12 protein-coding genes, 2 tRNA genes and 1 pseudogene are annotated in these 15282 nt (G+C 58.1%); 8 read left to right on the forward strand and 7 right to left on the reverse strand.

Translation table 11 applies throughout. The features are described from left to right. Positions 1-7 precede the first annotated feature (7 nt). From KW821_RS03205 to KW821_RS03220, 4 genes are all read right to left on the reverse strand, one after another. Entirely contained in the window at positions 8-841 is an 834-nt protein-coding gene (locus tag KW821_RS03205; protein ID WP_218290404.1) for an FTR1 family protein, read from the reverse strand. Beyond that, the gene (locus KW821_RS03210; protein ID WP_218290405.1) at positions 841-3834 is read right to left on the reverse strand and encodes a hypothetical protein; all 2994 of its coding nucleotides are present in this window, start codon (positions 3832-3834) and stop codon (positions 841-843) included. Before KW821_RS03210 ends, KW821_RS03205 begins: the two co-directional genes overlap by 1 nt. 3 nt (positions 3835-3837) lie before the next feature. After that, positions 3838-4287 (reverse strand): hypothetical protein, encoded by a 450-nt coding sequence (locus tag KW821_RS03215; protein ID WP_042653474.1) that lies wholly within the window; start codon positions 4285-4287, stop codon positions 3838-3840. A 121-nt stretch (positions 4288-4408) separates the two neighbouring features. After that, positions 4409-4894 carry a YqhA family protein gene (locus tag KW821_RS03220; RefSeq protein WP_042653475.1) on the reverse strand — a complete coding sequence of 162 codons (486 nt, stop codon included), beginning with the start codon at positions 4892-4894 and terminating at the stop codon, positions 4409-4411. Positions 4895-5446: 552 nt separating this feature from the next. Here KW821_RS03220 and KW821_RS03225 point away from each other — a divergent pair. The 5 genes from KW821_RS03225 (at position 5447) to KW821_RS03245 (ending at position 10393) form a co-directional block, all read left to right on the forward strand. Beyond that, the gene (locus KW821_RS03225; protein ID WP_218290406.1) at positions 5447-6484 is read left to right on the forward strand and encodes a branched-chain amino acid ABC transporter substrate-binding protein; all 1038 of its coding nucleotides are present in this window, start codon (positions 5447-5449) and stop codon (positions 6482-6484) included. An 87-nt stretch (positions 6485-6571) separates the two neighbouring features. Next, positions 6572-7486, forward strand: coding sequence for a branched-chain amino acid ABC transporter permease (locus KW821_RS03230; protein WP_042653749.1), 915 nt, complete (start codon positions 6572-6574; stop codon positions 7484-7486). Between the two features lie 11 nt (positions 7487-7497). Beyond that, positions 7498-8790 (forward strand): high-affinity branched-chain amino acid ABC transporter permease LivM, encoded by a 1293-nt coding sequence (livM, locus tag KW821_RS03235; protein WP_218290408.1) that lies wholly within the window; start codon positions 7498-7500, stop codon positions 8788-8790. Further along, entirely contained in the window at positions 8787-9677 is an 891-nt protein-coding gene (locus KW821_RS03240; protein WP_218290409.1) for an ABC transporter ATP-binding protein, read from the forward strand. Before livM ends, KW821_RS03240 begins: the two co-directional genes overlap by 4 nt. An 8-nt stretch (positions 9678-9685) precedes the next feature. Further along, positions 9686-10393: an ABC transporter ATP-binding protein gene (locus KW821_RS03245; protein ID WP_218290444.1), complete on the forward strand. Its 708-nt coding sequence runs from the start codon at positions 9686-9688 to the stop codon at positions 10391-10393. A 60-nt stretch (positions 10394-10453) separates the two neighbouring features. Here the strand turns inward: KW821_RS03245 and KW821_RS21645 are convergent. Next, positions 10454-10680, reverse strand: a pseudogene (locus KW821_RS21645) (integrase core domain-containing protein); the annotation flags it as partial. 433 nt (positions 10681-11113) lie between these two features. Here KW821_RS21645 and KW821_RS03250 point away from each other — a divergent pair. The 3 genes from KW821_RS03250 (at position 11114) to KW821_RS03260 (ending at position 14581) form a co-directional block, all read left to right on the forward strand. After that, positions 11114-12655, forward strand: a complete 1542-nt coding sequence (locus KW821_RS03250) for an EAL domain-containing protein (RefSeq protein ID WP_218290410.1) — start codon at positions 11114-11116, stop codon at positions 12653-12655. 346 nt (positions 12656-13001) lie between these two features. Beyond that, positions 13002-14078 (forward strand): PDC sensor domain-containing protein, encoded by a 1077-nt coding sequence (locus KW821_RS03255; protein ID WP_218290411.1) that lies wholly within the window; start codon positions 13002-13004, stop codon positions 14076-14078. Then, positions 14033-14581 carry a GGDEF domain-containing protein gene (locus KW821_RS03260; protein ID WP_218290412.1) on the forward strand — a complete coding sequence of 183 codons (549 nt, stop codon included), beginning with the start codon at positions 14033-14035 and terminating at the stop codon, positions 14579-14581. The genes KW821_RS03255 and KW821_RS03260 overlap by 46 nt, the downstream gene beginning before the upstream one ends. 404 nt (positions 14582-14985) lie before the next feature. On the opposite strand, the gene KW821_RS03265 is transcribed toward KW821_RS03260, so the two are convergent. Together KW821_RS03265 and KW821_RS03270 are read right to left on the reverse strand one after the other, a co-directional pair. Further along, positions 14986-15061 (reverse strand) — tRNA-Asn (locus KW821_RS03265). A 4-nt stretch (positions 15062-15065) separates the two neighbouring features. Continuing rightward, a tRNA-Asn gene (locus KW821_RS03270) sits at positions 15066-15141 on the reverse strand. Positions 15142-15282 lie beyond the last annotated feature (141 nt).

The following is a 15282-nucleotide window of genomic DNA, read 5'->3' on the forward strand; positions in this document are numbered from 1 at the left end:
AGCTGGCTTATGCCTTGCCGGCGGCTGGCTTGGGCTTGTAGTTGCGATACCAGATGGTGACGAAGACCGCCAGATAAGCCACCCAGGTCACCAGCTGCAGGCCGGCGGGGGAGGCATTGTAACCAAACAGGGCGCGCAGGAAGGTGCCGAACACCCCTCGATCGTCGAGGATATGGCTGATGTTGAACACCGGCGTGGTCCAGAGGGTGATGACCCCGGCCGCCTGCAACATGTTGACGGCGGAGGACAACAGGCCGGCGGCGATGATGATGATCAGCAGGCCGGTCCAGCGGAAGAAGGGGGCCAGCGCCACCTTGCGGGTGGAGCGCAGCAGCGCCCACACCAGGGCTACCGAGACCAGCAACCCGGCCAGGGCCCCCATCAGCCCTTCGTGAAGATCCACCCCCTGGCCCGAATAGACCAGCGCCGAGAAGAAGAGCACCGTCTCGAAGCCTTCTCGCATCACCGCCAGGAAGGCGAGCAGCACCAGCCCGAACAGGTTGCCCGCATCGACCGCCGCATCGATGCGGGCCGTCATGGCCCCCACCTGGGATTTGGCCTGCTTCTGCATCCAGACTGCCATGTAGGTGAGCACCAGGGTGGCGAAGATCAGGATCCCCGCCATCAGCAGGTGGTTGTAACGCTCGCTCTCGAACTGGCTGACCACCACTTGAAACAGGAAGGCCACCGCCAGAGAGGCGACAAGGCCCAGCACCACCCCCAGGTAGATGAACTTGTTGTAGCGACTCGCCCCCAGCTTGGCGAGGTAGGAGAGGCAGATGCCAACCAGCAGAAAGGCCTCCAGCCCCTCGCGCAGGGTAATAAGGAAACTTGCAAACATCAGCGTTCAGGCTCCATGTCGGGGGAGGATGGGGTCGGCTGCAGCTGGGTCAGCTGTAGCCGGTTGAGTAGCACTATGGGGGGCTCGGGCAGCTGCGGCTCGGTGGCGCGCACAATGTCGTTGACCCACTTGGGATAGGTACGGAAGTTGAGTCTGATGTCGGCGCTGAAGGGGCCTCTGGCATCCGCGGGCAGCGGCCAGGACTCGTCACGCCAGCCATCGGCCGGGATCCGGGTGTCTGCCAAGAGCTTGGCGTAGCGCCAGAACTTGAGCCCCACCGGCTTGCCGTCGGCATCGCCGAACACCTTCCTGAACAGCCGGGCATCCTCCGGCACGGCACCATTCACCGGCTGGCCGCTGCGCAGCACTATGTTGCCCGCGGCGTCGGTGAGGGTCAGCTCCAGCCAGAGCTCACGAAAATCCGCCACCCCGGTGGGCAGGGCGTGGCCGGCGCCGACGTTGGTGACGCGCACCACCAGTGCCTGCTTCTCGGCATCCTGCTCTATGCGGGCGCTGAGGGCGGCGCTGGAGCGCAGCAGCGCCAGGCTCTCCTGCTCCAGATCCGGATTGCGCAGCCCCACCAACTGGTGCTGGGCACCGGTGAAGTTGTGGCGATAGAGGCGGCTCTTCATGGTGCCGTTTTCGGTGGACTGGCCGGCGACCGCATCGCCACCCTTACCCGGCGTCGGGTTCATATGGCAGTCGATGCAGCTGCGGCGCCTGGCCGGATCATCGGCCCTGGCGAAACTCGAATTCTGCCACTCGTCCCAGGTGTTGACTATGTTGGCGCCTGTGCCCGGGGCAAACTCGTTGTGGCAGGACTTGCACAGCGCCGCGTCCTGATAGAAATCCTTCTGATAGGAGGCCTTGTGCATCGCCGGACGCGCGTTGATCTGCCGCTCGGCCAGCCAGTGACGGGCACTGCCGCCGGGGGCATCCTCGAACACATAGCTCTCCCTGTCTTTCAGGTTGACGGTGAAGGCGCTGTTGCCCCCCGCGTCTTCCAGTCGGGTGATGCGGTGGCACAACACGCAGCCGGTGCCCTCTTCCACCACGGGCTCGCCCGCTCGGTGCGCCTCGATGAGGGAGGCGCCGCCCTGCTCCAGCATGTGGGAACCCTTGGGCAAGTCGGTCTGGCCGCTCAACACCTGCTGGGGCATGTGGCAGCCCTGGCACCACTGGCCGAAGGCCTCGCCCTCGGTCTGGCGGGCCAGGGCCTGCACCGCCTTGTAGTAGGGGTGGGAGTTGCCCATCAGGCGGTGGTTGCTGTCGCTCCAGTCCGCGAAGGCTTGGGCATGGCAGTTCTGGCAGGAGGCGGAGTTCAGCCACTCCTTGGGATGAGTGGTCGGCGCCTTGGCCGGATCCTGACGCGGGGCATCGAGGCGCAGCCAGTTGGCGAGATAGGGCAGGTTGCCATCTGCCGTCACGAAGGCATGCAGATCCTCCATCATGGCCTTCACCTCGGGCTGAGGATGGGCGGGATCCACGGTGTCGGCGCCATCCCGGCCGTCATGCCCCATGCCGCCCTGGGTCTGCTGGACCATGCGCAGGTATTCGCCAATAAAGTCTCCCGCCACCATGTTGGTCAGGTTGGCGTGGCCGTTGATGGCGTTATCTTTGCTGGCTTGGCGGTGTGCCTGCATCAGGAAGCGGTTGGTGAAGTTGAAACCGTCGAGGTGGCAGGAGTTGCAGCTCATCCAGTTGTCTCCCGCCATGGGGAAACGGCCATTGGCGCTGGTGTTGCCGAGGGTATTGCCGAGATGGAACAGCCGCTCGCCGCGCACCAGGGCGGCGGGGCGGGGATCTTGCTCCACCAGCCTGGTGAAGTGGGGGACATCGACGGTGACCCGGGCGAAGGGGCCGCTGCCGCCGCTGGCGAGGCGGGTCAGATCCTGGCCCATGACGTTGTGCACCAGGATATGGTCGCCATCGATGAGCAGATCCCGCGGGTTCTGGCCCGGCAGGTGGCGCAGCAACTGGGTCGCCTTGGCACCCCCCTGGAACTTCTTGCGGCGGTGGCGGTTGCTGTTCTGCTTGCCGCTGCGGGACAGATCGAACACCAGCAGATCCTCCGAGCCCGCCAGGGTCAGGTAGACCCGTTTGCCGTCGGCGGCGAAGCGGGCGGCGAAGGGGTTGGAGACGATCTGGCTGCGGTTGCCGACATTGGGCAGGTTGATCTGCAAGAACAGCTGCTTTCTTTCATCCACCCGCTCTTTCTCCTCATCGAGATCGATGATAGAGACCGCCGGGAAGACGGTGCTCTGGAACTGGAAGGGATGGTCGAAGCTCCACAGCACATGGGGCAACCAGGCCTCGCTGCCGTCGGGGGAGAGGGCGATGCCATCCAGCAGGCGCGGCAGCCCCTGGGAGTCGCTGGGGGTGGCGCTGTGGGTCTCGGCCAGGGTGATCAGGCGGGGCCTGGCCAGGGCAGTGGCATCGAGCGGGTCTTTGAGCTTGCCGAGATCGTAGATGGCCAGCTGGCCGGTCATGGCGTGAGTCAGCAGCAGGCGATCGTCATCGGTGAGCGCCAGCCCGCGCGGGGTTTCGGCGGTCGCCACATCCAGCCTGAGGGTGCCGTTCAGATCATAGGCTTGCAGCCGCGCGGCCTCGAACAAGCTGACCCAGAACCAGCCCCGCTTGGGGTCGAAGATGACGCCATAGGGTCTATGGCCGGTGGGGATGGCCTTTTCCAGCTTGAGGTTGGCACCCAGCAGCAGCAGGCGGTCGCCGCTGTAGTCGGTTACCAGCAGGGTGCCATCGGGGGCCCGCGCCAGCTGGCGCAGATCCCCCCCCAAATGCGCCTCTTCGATGCGCTCGCCGCTGTCCCGTGCCAGCAGGGTGACGGAGCCGGCGCCCTGATTGGCGGTGAGCAGGCGAGGGGAGCTGGCATCGTCGTAGGCAATCAGGGCACTGCCTATCTGCTGGGCGTGGGCCAGCGGCATCCCGAGCAACACAAGACCGGCGATCAGGCAAGACAACAGCGACTTCAACATGGGTCAGGGGCGCCACTTGAGCAGGGTCCAGCGCCAGGCATGACGCAAGACCAGGGGGGTTAACAGCAAGGCGCTGAGCCAGTGGGCCCAGCTGGCCAGTGTCCCGAGTCCGTCTCCCGGCGTGCCGTGCAGGATCAGCACCAGGCCGCTGCCGAGGCACAGCAGCAGCAGGCCCTCGATGATCCGGCCCGTGGTGCGCAGGAACGGCTTGCGACTGTGGCGCAGCAGGTGGCGGTGAGAGAGCCAGAAGGCGCCAAACAGCAGGGGGAACAGGGAGAGGGAGAGCATGACGTGGAGCAACAGGTTCCAGCGCGCCAGCGACCAGACGGGGGTCAGCGGCTCCCACAACAGCAGGCCGGAGAAGAACATCAGATAGAGGGAGCCTTCGGCCGCCTGATGGTGATAGGCCAGCCACCGCCAAAAGTGTCGTGGTGAGAGAGAAAGGCTTGTCATACATGCTCCAACGCCCGGACATTCCGTCCGGGGGAGCAAGTTTACAATGGGGTAACCGCAATGAAAAGAGTTATCAATTCCGCCCCTGATGAATAAACCCTGAATGAAAACAAAGGCCGAGCTACTTGTGATCCGCCAGGCGTTCGGTGATCGCATAGATCAGCGCCGCGGTGGAGAAGGCGAGGAACACGATCACCGACCACTTCATCTCCACTTCGTTGCCCACCCCATCCTCCAGAAAGGCCTTGAGCACCTCGATCCCGGCGATGGTGACCAGGGAGTTGATGACGATGAGCTTCAGGGAGGCGAAGTTGATCTTGCTGAGCCAGTTGTTGCCGAGGGCCTCGCGCTGCTCCTGGGTCTGGATGAACTGCACATAGCCGCAGATGGCCACCAGGATCAGCATCTGGGCCACCAGCACGAAGTCCACCAGGGTCAGCACGCCGGTGATGAGATCCATGTAGTGGATCTCGATGATGTCGCGGCACAGCACATAGAGCTGCATGGCAAATTTCACCATCAGCAGGGCGACGCAGACCAGGATGCAGACATAAAAGGGGAACATCATCAGCCGGCTGCCGTTGAGCATGAAGTTGAAGCGACGCATGGATACTCCTGAACTGGGTGAGAAGGTGCTGATGATAGGCCTGAATAGCCCGCCAAGGCAGTGTCATGGAACAAGCCTGAATTGAGAGGCGATATATTGCCGCTGTTTTCTTATCGGTGCTTTTTGGGCGCAAGGTAGCAAATATCCTGGCCATCGTAGAAATCATTTCCGTTATTTTTAAGCAGATGTGATCCCCTCCGTAATTTCACTTGGCGACACCGGGTGGCCGAAAATGGCGCCCTATACTGTGGCAGGTCAAATATTTGCTGTCCGGTTTGCAACTATGGCAATCATTTGCTTAGCTTTTTTCAGCACGCAAGCCGTGCAAAAAAGCCCTATATCCACTCACAGGATGTTGTCTGGATTGAGTTTGTTTCGTGCATCGTGCTCTCGTTTTACCGTTGGATTGGACGCGCCGTCCGGCGTTCTAGCTTACCTACCCAAGCTTCTTTGATAAGGAACATCATAATGTCGCTGAAATTCATCAGAAGCCCTATTTCGCTTGTGTTGGCCGGTTGTATGGTCACGGCGTTTTCCGCCCAGGCGGATATTGTGATCGGTGTCGCAGGCCCCTTCACCGGCCCAAACGCCACCTATGGCGATCAGTACTGGCACGGCGCGACTCAGGCCGCCAATGACATCAACGCCGCCGGCGGGATCAATGGCGAAAAGATCAAGCTGGTGCAGGGGGATGACGCCTGTGAACCCAAACAGGCGGTCTCCGTGGCTAACCGCTTGGTTGATCAGGATAAAGTCAATGCGGTGGTAGGGCACTTCTGCTCATCTTCCACTATGCCAGCCTCTGAGGTGTATAACGACGCGGGGATCATCGCCATCACCCCGGGCTCGACCAACCCGCTGGTCACCGAACGTGGCATGAGCGACATGTTCCGCATGTGCGGGCGTGATGACCAGCAAGGGCAGGTGGCCAGCGACTTCATCATCGACAAGCTCAAGGCCAAGCGAGTGGTGATCATTCACGATAAAGACACCTATGGGCAGGGGCTTGCCGATGCGACCAAGGCGGCGCTGGCCAAACGCGGCGTGAAGGATGTGATGTACGAGGGCTTGTCGCGCGGCGAGAAAGACTTCAATGCCCTGGTGACCAAGATAGGTGCGCAGAAACCGGACGTGGTGTTCTTCGGCGGCTGCCATCCGGAGGGGGGCCCACTGGTACGCCAGATGCGTGAACAGGGCGTGCAGGCCAAATTCTTCTCGGGGGACTGCATCGTCAACGCCGAGATGGTCACGGCCGCCGGCGGCCCGCAGTACACCAATGGCATCTACATGACCTTCGGTCAGGATCCCCGTCTGATCCCGGACGGCAAGGCGGTCATCGAGCAATTCCGCGCCAACAAATTTGAGCCTGAAGGCTACACCCTCTACGCCTATGCGTCTGTGCAGACCATTGCCGCGGCATTCAAGGCGGCCGGTGGCACGGACTCCGCAAAGGCCAGCGCCTGGCTGAAAGCGAACAGCGTAGATACCGTGATGGGTAAGAAGTCCTGGGACAGCAAAGGCGACCTGAAAGTCTCCGATTACGTGGTCTACGAATGGGATGACAAGGGTTCATATAAAGAAGTCAAGTAACGGCATAGTGGAAAACGCTCAGCGCCGACGCGAGTCGGCGCTCTATAACCACCGGGCCTCAGTGGCCTATAACGAGAGCGTACTATGATGGATGTCTTTTTCCTGCAGCAGTTGATCAATGGATTAACGCTGGGTTCCGTCTACGGTCTGATTGCCATTGGCTACACCATGGTCTACGGCATCATCGGCATGATCAATTTCGCCCACGGCGAAGTCTATATGATATCGGCCTATCTCAGCGCCATCGGGCTGGCGCTGTTGTCATTCTTCGGGCTGCACTCTTTTCCGCTGCTTATCCTCGGTACCCTGGTGTTCACCATAGTGGTGACGGGGGTATATGGCTGGACAATCGAGCGCATCGCTTATAAACCACTGCGCAACTCCACCCGTCTGGCGCCGCTTATTTCCGCCATTGGCATGTCGTTAATATTGCAAAACTACGCGCAGATCAGCCAGGGACCACGCCAGCAAGGGGTGCCTACCTTGCTGGACGGTGTATTTCGTCTTCATCTTGGCGACGGCTTTATCCAGATAACCTACACCAAGGTGTTTATCTTGATCGCCTCCTTTGCTGGCATGCTGTTGCTCACCTGGATCATCAGTAATACCAGGTTGGGACGCATGTGCCGAGCGGTGCAGCAGGATCGAAAAATGGCCTCGATCATTGGCATCAATACCGATCGCATCATCTCTCTAGTGTTTGTGATCGGTGCCGCCATGGCGGGGCTTGCCGGCGTCTTGATCACCTTCAACTACGGCACCTTCGATTTCTATGTCGGCTTCATCATCGGCATCAAGGCCTTCACCGCCGCCGTGCTGGGGGGCATTGGCTCCTTACCCGGCGCCATGCTGGGGGGCCTCATCCTCGGTATTGCCGAGGCGCAATTCTCGGGGATGGTGAACTCTGATTACAAGGATGTGTTCTCGTTCGGGCTGCTGGTGATGATCCTCATCTTTCGTCCCCAGGGGCTGCTCGGCCGCCCCATCATTGCCAAGGTGTGAGGGCGTAACAGATGACATCACAGACGAGATTGCAGGACGGATTCTCCCTCAAACGCTGCCTGCTGGATGCCATTTTCGCCGGGTTGGTGGCGCTGATCATCTTCGGCCCCATCGTCGGTGTGGTGCTGGATGGCTACAGCTTTAATTTCGCCGGGCAACGGCTGGCGTGGATCATCCTGGCCGTCATGGCCGGCCGCTTCCTGATGAGCGCCTTCTTGACCACGGCCGCAGGCGTTCGCCTGCTCGCCTGTTTTGAGACAGACAACTCGGGGGTCTATGTACGGGATCCAGATTACAAGAATCCCCTGCGCTGGATCATTCCGCTGGTGCTCGCGCTGGCCATCTGCTTCCCCTTCGTTGCCACCAAATATGTGCTCACCGTGGCGATCCTCGGCCTGATCTATGTGCTGCTGGGGTTGGGGTTGAATATCGTCGTTGGCCTGGCAGGCTTGCTGGATCTGGGATACGTCGCCTTCTATGCCATCGGGGCCTATGGCCTTGCGCTTGGCTACCAATATCTTGGGCTTGGGTTCTGGTCGATGTTGCCGCTGGTGGCGCTGATCTCTGCGGCGGCCGGAGCCTTGCTGGGTTTTCCGGTGTTGCGAATGCATGGGGATTACCTGGCGATTGTGACGCTCGGCTTCGGGGAGATCATTCGCCTGATCCTGAACAACTGGCTGGCGTTTACCGGTGGCCCCAACGGGATTTCTGCCCCGCCGCCAACGCTGTTTGGTCTGGAGTTCGGGCGGCGGGCGAAGGAGCAGGGCGGCGTGCCCTTCCACGAGTTCTTCAACCTGAGCTATAACCCCAACCTGAAATTCATCTTCATCTACACCATTCTGGTGCTGGTGGTGGTGTGGGTGCTCTATGTCAAACATCGCCTGACCCGTATGCCGATTGGCCGCGCCTGGGAAGCGCTGCGTGAAGATGAAGTCGCCTGCCGCTCCATGGGGCTGAATCATGTGCTGGTCAAACTCTCCGCCTTCACGCTGGGGGCCGCTACCGCTGGGATTGCCGGGGTGTTTTTTGCCACCTATCAGGGCTTCGTCAACCCGACCTCATTCACCTTCTTCGAGTCGGCCCTGATCCTCGCCATCGTGGTGCTGGGGGGGATGGGCTCGACGATTGGCGTCGTGCTGGCGGCCTTTGTGCTGACGGTCACGCCTGAACTGCTGCGCGGCTTCGCCGAATACCGGGTGCTGCTGTTTGGCATGTTGATGGTGGTGATGATGATCTGGCGCCCCCGCGGCCTCATTCGCATTAACCGCAGCGGCTTTGCGGTGCGAAAAGGAGTGGCGCCATGACAAAGAGGACCCTTGACGACATGATCCTGAGCGTTGAGCACCTGATGATCTCCTTCGGTGGCATCAAGGCGCTCAACGATGTGAGCCTCGAGGTGCGACGGGGCTCCATCACCGCACTCATAGGCCCTAACGGTGCAGGCAAGACCACGGTGTTCAACTGCCTGACCGGCTTCTACCGGGCGTCCGGCGGGCATATTTTCTTCAACGCACGCGACAAGACGACCAATGTGATCCAGATCCTCGGCCAGAAGCTCCAGCCGGGTGACTGGATCAACCCGGCCCAACTCGGGCAGCGCCTCTTCTACAAGATGTTTGGCGGCACCCATCTGGTGAACCGGGCGGGGTTGGCGCGCACCTTCCAGAATATCCGTCTGTTCCGGGAGATGTCGGTGGTGGAGAACCTGCTGGTCGCCCAACACATGCAGGTCAACCGCAACTTGCTGGCCGGTGTGCTCAACACCCCGGCATATCGGCGTGCAGAGAGCCGCGCCCTGGATCGCGCGTTTTACTGGCTCGAGGTGGTGGATCTGGTGGATTGCGCCAACCGGTTGGCGGGGGAGATGTCTTATGGGCAGCAACGCCGGCTGGAAATCGCCCGCGCCATGTGCACGGCCCCGGAAATGCTCTGCCTCGATGAACCCGCCGCCGGGCTCAACCCGGTGGAGACGCGCACCCTCAGCAAGATCATAAGGTTTCTGCGCGACCAACACGGCATCACGGTGCTGCTGATCGAACATGACATGGGCATGGTGATGGAGATTTCTGACCACATCATAGTGCTGGATCACGGCGATGTGATCGCAGAGGGCAAGCCTGAGCAGATCCAGCATGATGACAGGGTGATTGCCGCCTATCTGGGCACCGACGAAGATGAGGCCTGCGCATGAGTGAGGCGATGCTGGAGTTTCGTAACGTCGACGTTTTTTATGGCGCCATTCAGGCGCTGAAACAGGTCAACCTGCAGGTGCATCAGGGGGAAACCGTGGCGCTGATCGGTGCCAATGGTGCCGGCAAGTCCACGCTCTTGATGTCGATTTTTGGTCAGCCACGTATTCGCAGCGGGCAGATCCTGTTTCGCGGCGAGGACATCAGCCATCAATCGACACACTTCGTTGCCTCGGCGGGCATAGCGCAAGCGCCAGAAGGACGGCGGATCTTCCCCGACATGACGGTCGAAGAGAACCTGCTGATGGGCACCATACCGATAGGCGATCGCTATGCGGCTCAGGATCTGCAAACCATGTTCGAGCTGTTCCCGCGGTTGAAAGAGCGTCGTAAACAGCGGGCGATGACGATGTCCGGTGGGGAGCAGCAGATGCTGGCCATCGCCAGGGCACTGATGAGCCGCCCCAAGCTGCTGTTGTTGGATGAGCCGAGCCTGGGGCTGGCCCCCATAGTGGTGAAGCAGATCCTCCAGACGCTGCGCGAGCTGGCGCAAAGCGGCATGACGATCTTTCTGGTCGAGCAGAACGCCTACCATGCGCTGAAACTGTCCGATCGTGGCTACGTGATGGTGAACGGGCAGATCCGGTTAAGCGGCAGTGGTGAGGAGTTGCTGGGCAATCAGGATGTGCGCAAGGCCTACCTGGGTGGCGCAGAATAGCAAAAGCCCGCTTGGTTTCCTAAGCGTGCTCTCGAAGTGGGTTCCCTCGACAGAGTCTGAATGCCAGTAGAGGTGCTCAGATTCGTTGGGGGTTAATCCCCCGTTGTTCTGGTGGAGTCTTATATCGCTGTAATACCTATCAAATACTCGGCTATAGACTGTTGGGCATCCCCCATATTCTGGTATCCCGTCGCCGGCACCCACTCACTTTTCAGATTGCGAAACAACCGATCCATCGACGCATTGCCCCAAAAATTTCCCCACCGACTCATGCTCTGCTCTATCCGAGATCACCACACCTACCTCTAATCAGGTGGCACAAATTCACTGTGCCACTGCAGGGATAGTCCCTGGTTTGGTCAACAAGGGCTATGCATATGCATAAGAAAATCTTCGCATAAAAATGCAGGCTGAGACTCTTGAGTTGCTTCTGGTGTGGTTAAAAATGGAGCAGCCTTGCCATCCAATTCCTCATTTCATAGCGCTAAAAATATTTCGTGCTGCTTCAGGTCCTGTATACGATAACCAGTTCGGTTTGTTCTTATGATTGCGTGCGTTGGTGACTGGCTTGGGCTGTTCGTTCAACCACGACATCTTGCGGAGCACCATCTCCAAACCAACCGGCGATTTTTGAGATCAGTAAATTGCTGGGGAAATTAGGGCAAGCTCGCCTCGATGAGCCTATCTATGCCGTATCGGATCTTAATGTGAGGCATGGCTATGCCGCTTTATCGCACAACGTTACGCCATCGCTATGCCCGGCAGTGGGGAGCCTTGCTGGCTGGCATGTTGCCCATAGTGTTGGGATTACCCATCATTTCATGGCAAACCGCCTCCGAGATGAGAAAAGATGCCGAGGGGCGCTTGCTGCATGCCCAGCACATGTTTGATCGCACACTGGACCATGCCAGGCAGGCGACCTCTGCTGTCATCGGCACTGTGGGTAAGCCCTGTCTGGAGGCAGTGCAAGGGTTGAGGGAGCAGGTGGCGACAGTGCCGGATGTGCGCAGTGTCAGCCTGGCCAAGGGGGATACCATTTACTGTACCTCCCTCCATGGCCCCATTCAGGCACACACCAAACTCGACGACTATACGGATGGCCGGCTCGATCTTATGAAGGGGAACGAGGTGACGCCGAATCGACCACTCATCGTCTATCGGCAGGTCTCGGGAGGCTACAGCGCGATGGCGGGGGTCGATGGCTACTATCTACTTAACATCCTCGACATGTTGAGGCGCAACACTCCCTTGGGCCTGGTGGTTGGCCAGCAGATGTTGTTGCCGGATGGCCGGCTCACCGAGCAGCTCTTCTCCCCGGGTACAGAGGGCTATTTGGAGCAGGCATCAGAAAAGTACCCATACCGGGTCGTCACCATGCTTCCCATAGAAGTGTATGGCGCCCACCTCTGGGCTTACTCCAAGGTCAGCCTCATCCTCTTCCCCTTGCTGGGACTGCTGTTCGGATTTTGGGTATTCCGGCTGATGGGGCGATCTGCTTCGCCCACGCAAGAGCTGCGACGGGCCCTGGATCAGCGTGAGTTCATTCCCTACATACAGCCCGTGGTGACCGGCGACGACACTGGCAATCTCTACTGGAGTGGCTGCGAGGTGCTGATGCGCTGGCAACACCCCCTGCAGGGCTTGATCCCGCCGGATCGCTTTATCCCTCTGGCGGAAGACAGTGGTCTCATCATCCCCATGACTAGCGAGATGATGACACAGGTGCGAGATCACTTTGCTCCTCATGTTCACCGTCTGCCCAAGGGCTTTCACTTCGGTGTCAACATCAGTGCCAGCCAGTGCAAGGACTTGAGTCTGGTGGAGATTTGCCGCGATTTCATCGATGCCTTCCGGGACAATCCCATCCAGTTGGTGTTAGAGCTGACCGAGCGGGAACTGCTCGTGGCGAACGAGGTGACTGACCGGTTGTTTGCCGAGTTGCGCGTGCTGGGTGTTTTGATTGCCATCGACGATTTTGGCACCGGCCACTCTACCTTGACCTATCTGCAGAAGTTCCATGTCGATTTCCTCAAGATCGACAAGAGCTTCGTCGGGATGATCGGTTCGGATGCGCTCTCCAGCCACATCGTCGAGAACGTCATCGATCTGGCGAGCCGGCTCGGCCTGAAACTGGTGGCAGAAGGGATAGAGACCGAGCTTCAATCAGATTATCTGAGGGCGCGCCAAGTGACCTTCCTGCAAGGCTATTTCTATGGCCGACCCATGCCGATGTCAGAATTTACCAGGCAGATGTCCCTGTGATCTTTTCGCAAGATGACGGGCCCATGATACCTCCAATAGTTGCCTCATTTTAAGGTGTCCAGGGAACTGGGGGCGCTTCAGTTTGCGCTCTATATCTCAACCTGATTACCCATGATCAGCATTCACATCACAGTGATGCCAGTAGATATGTGGGTCAAACGTCATCAGGCTGAGTTCCGTCTCCGATGTAATCGTCGTTATGAGTTCAAGAAGATACCAAGTGGATTGGAGTAAGCAACCATGTGAACTCGACTATGGCATGCCGCCTTTTAACGTTGGCAGAGGGTCATGGGTAATCGGGTCTGCTATTGATTTTCTCCGCACTGGTAGTTAGAGGAAAATGCAGTTGTCAACAAAGAAAACAAGTAAATTCAAATTCATAAAAATGTATCTTGTGCTGTTGGCCTTGCCAATGGTGTGTGGGTTTGTGGGCTTGCTGATCGTTGCCAATCAAGCCCACCGCAACATGACGCTCGACAAAATACGAATTTTGAATCATAGCCTGGCATTGATGCATACCGATTACTTTCAGCAGCTTGAGCGCTTGGTGAACGTCACCGTATTGGGAGATAGTCGGTTCAGGTTGAGTTCCACCGAGGATAGTGTCAGTTATTACCGCAGTCTTTGGAATGACCAGGCTCATCTAAACCCGCTTTCTGAATCAGTTTTTTATGCTGATTCGCATGGGATGTGGTTTACCAACGACAAGGAGCGGGATAGGGCAGCACAGAATAAAATAGACGAAGGTCTGATACTGACAGACAGGGCATGGTATCAGGGAGCGTTGAGGCGTCCGGGTCAATTCTATTGGTCGCCCATCTACCTTGATATTGCGACTGATCAACCCTCTCTCACCGGGTCTTATCTTCTGCCAAATCGGGACGGCGATGGTAATAGGGATCGGGTCGTCGCGGTCGATGCCAACCTGGCTGTTTGGTCTCAGCGAATTGCCAATATGCTGACAGCTGATAATGGGCTACGCCATCTGCTGTTGGATAAACAGACAGGCCTGATCTGGATGCATTCCAACCTTGGCAGGGTGGGAACCGTCTTCTCGGGGGAATGGAAAGATAAATTGGTTGGGCAGTCAGGGACATTTTTTGATGCCACGGCCGGAGAGTTTGTGGCCTATGAGGCGCTTATTGATAAACCTGAACTGGTGGCCGTCACTGTTCAACCTTGGCGTCAAAGTTTCGTTGATCTGAATCTTGCCTTACTCATACTTGTGCCGCTATTGACCGTGAGTCTCTTTTATGTGATAGCAAAACTATTTCAATTGAAGCTCCTCTATATCATGGAGTACTTGGTTCGTCAGGTGCGTCAACTGCGTGATGATCCGGATGCCCAAATGCCCAAATGCATGATATGGGTGTCGGTATGGCGGAATTTAGCGAGTTGGAATCCGAATTGTCTCAGACAATAACCCACATCAATGACACCCATCAAAAGAGTGTGAGCGATGCGCTTACGGGATTATATAATCGTCATTATTTCAATGAATTGCTAATTAAATTTCAGACGAATAACACCCCCTTTGTGATGGCATTGATCGATCTCGATAACTTCAAGAACATCAACGATAGCTACGGGCACTGGGTTGGTGATGCGGTATTAAATCGTGTTGCCACCCTTGGCCAGGTCATGTTGGGGGAGACATCCACCCTCTGTCGCTATGGTGGTGAAGAGCTGGTCGCTATCTTCGAACAATGCTCGCTGGAAGATGCGGAGGCCTTGATGGAATCCTGGCGGATTGAGACGGCTGCCCTCAAGTGGCGGGAGCCCGGGTTAGCAGTGACCTTCAGTGGTGGTATCGCGAGCTGGACGGTTGGTCAACCAGCATCTGATCTGCTGATTGTGGTCGATGAGGCGCTCTACCACGCCAAGCGCACTGGCAAGAACCGCCTTTGTCGCGGCAATAAGTCATGATGCTCATGGCATATCACCTCTTGATGTTGGTTAAGGGTCGTGGGCACTCAGGATGGGATAAGATGTGCCTGGTTGATCAATGCCGAGGCAAGGCGGCCAGCACTCAGGCCGCTTCTCTTTTCTTAATGACCACTGCATTGACCCTTACACCAACCCCTGGGGTATAGGCCTTGGCCTAAGGCTTGGCAGTCCCGATCTTGGCGTCGATTAGCGTGTCCTTCGCCATTTCCTCGGCTCCCTAGTACCACGAATAAAGGCACCAAGTTTTTCCAGTAGAACTAGTCATGGCACCAGTTGGTTGGGGCTCATGAGAGCCAGTTAGTCTGATTTAGACAACAAAAAACCCGTAAAGCCTTAGGCTCTACGGGTTTCTGGTCTTCTGTGTTCCAACTCGGAACCGAATATGGCTCCCTCGACAGGACTTGAACCTGTGACATACGGATTAACAGTCCGCCGTTCTACCGACTGAACTACGAGGGAAAAGTGGCTCCTCCTACTGGACTTGAACCAGTGACATACGGATTAACAGTCCGCCGTTCTACCGACTGAACTAAGGAGGAATTGCCTGTCTCGTCGAGACGGTGCGGATATTAATAGCCTGCCGGTCGGGTGTCAACCCGTTAACCCGTGCAAAAAATGGGTTTTCGCCCCGTTTGCCCAAAACTTGGACGTTGTGGACTATTTTCAGCACAATCAGCAGC

This window comes from Aeromonas sp. sif2416, from assembly GCF_019218665.1.
In the GTDB taxonomy this organism is placed as follows: domain Bacteria; phylum Pseudomonadota; class Gammaproteobacteria; order Enterobacterales; family Aeromonadaceae; genus Aeromonas; species Aeromonas encheleia.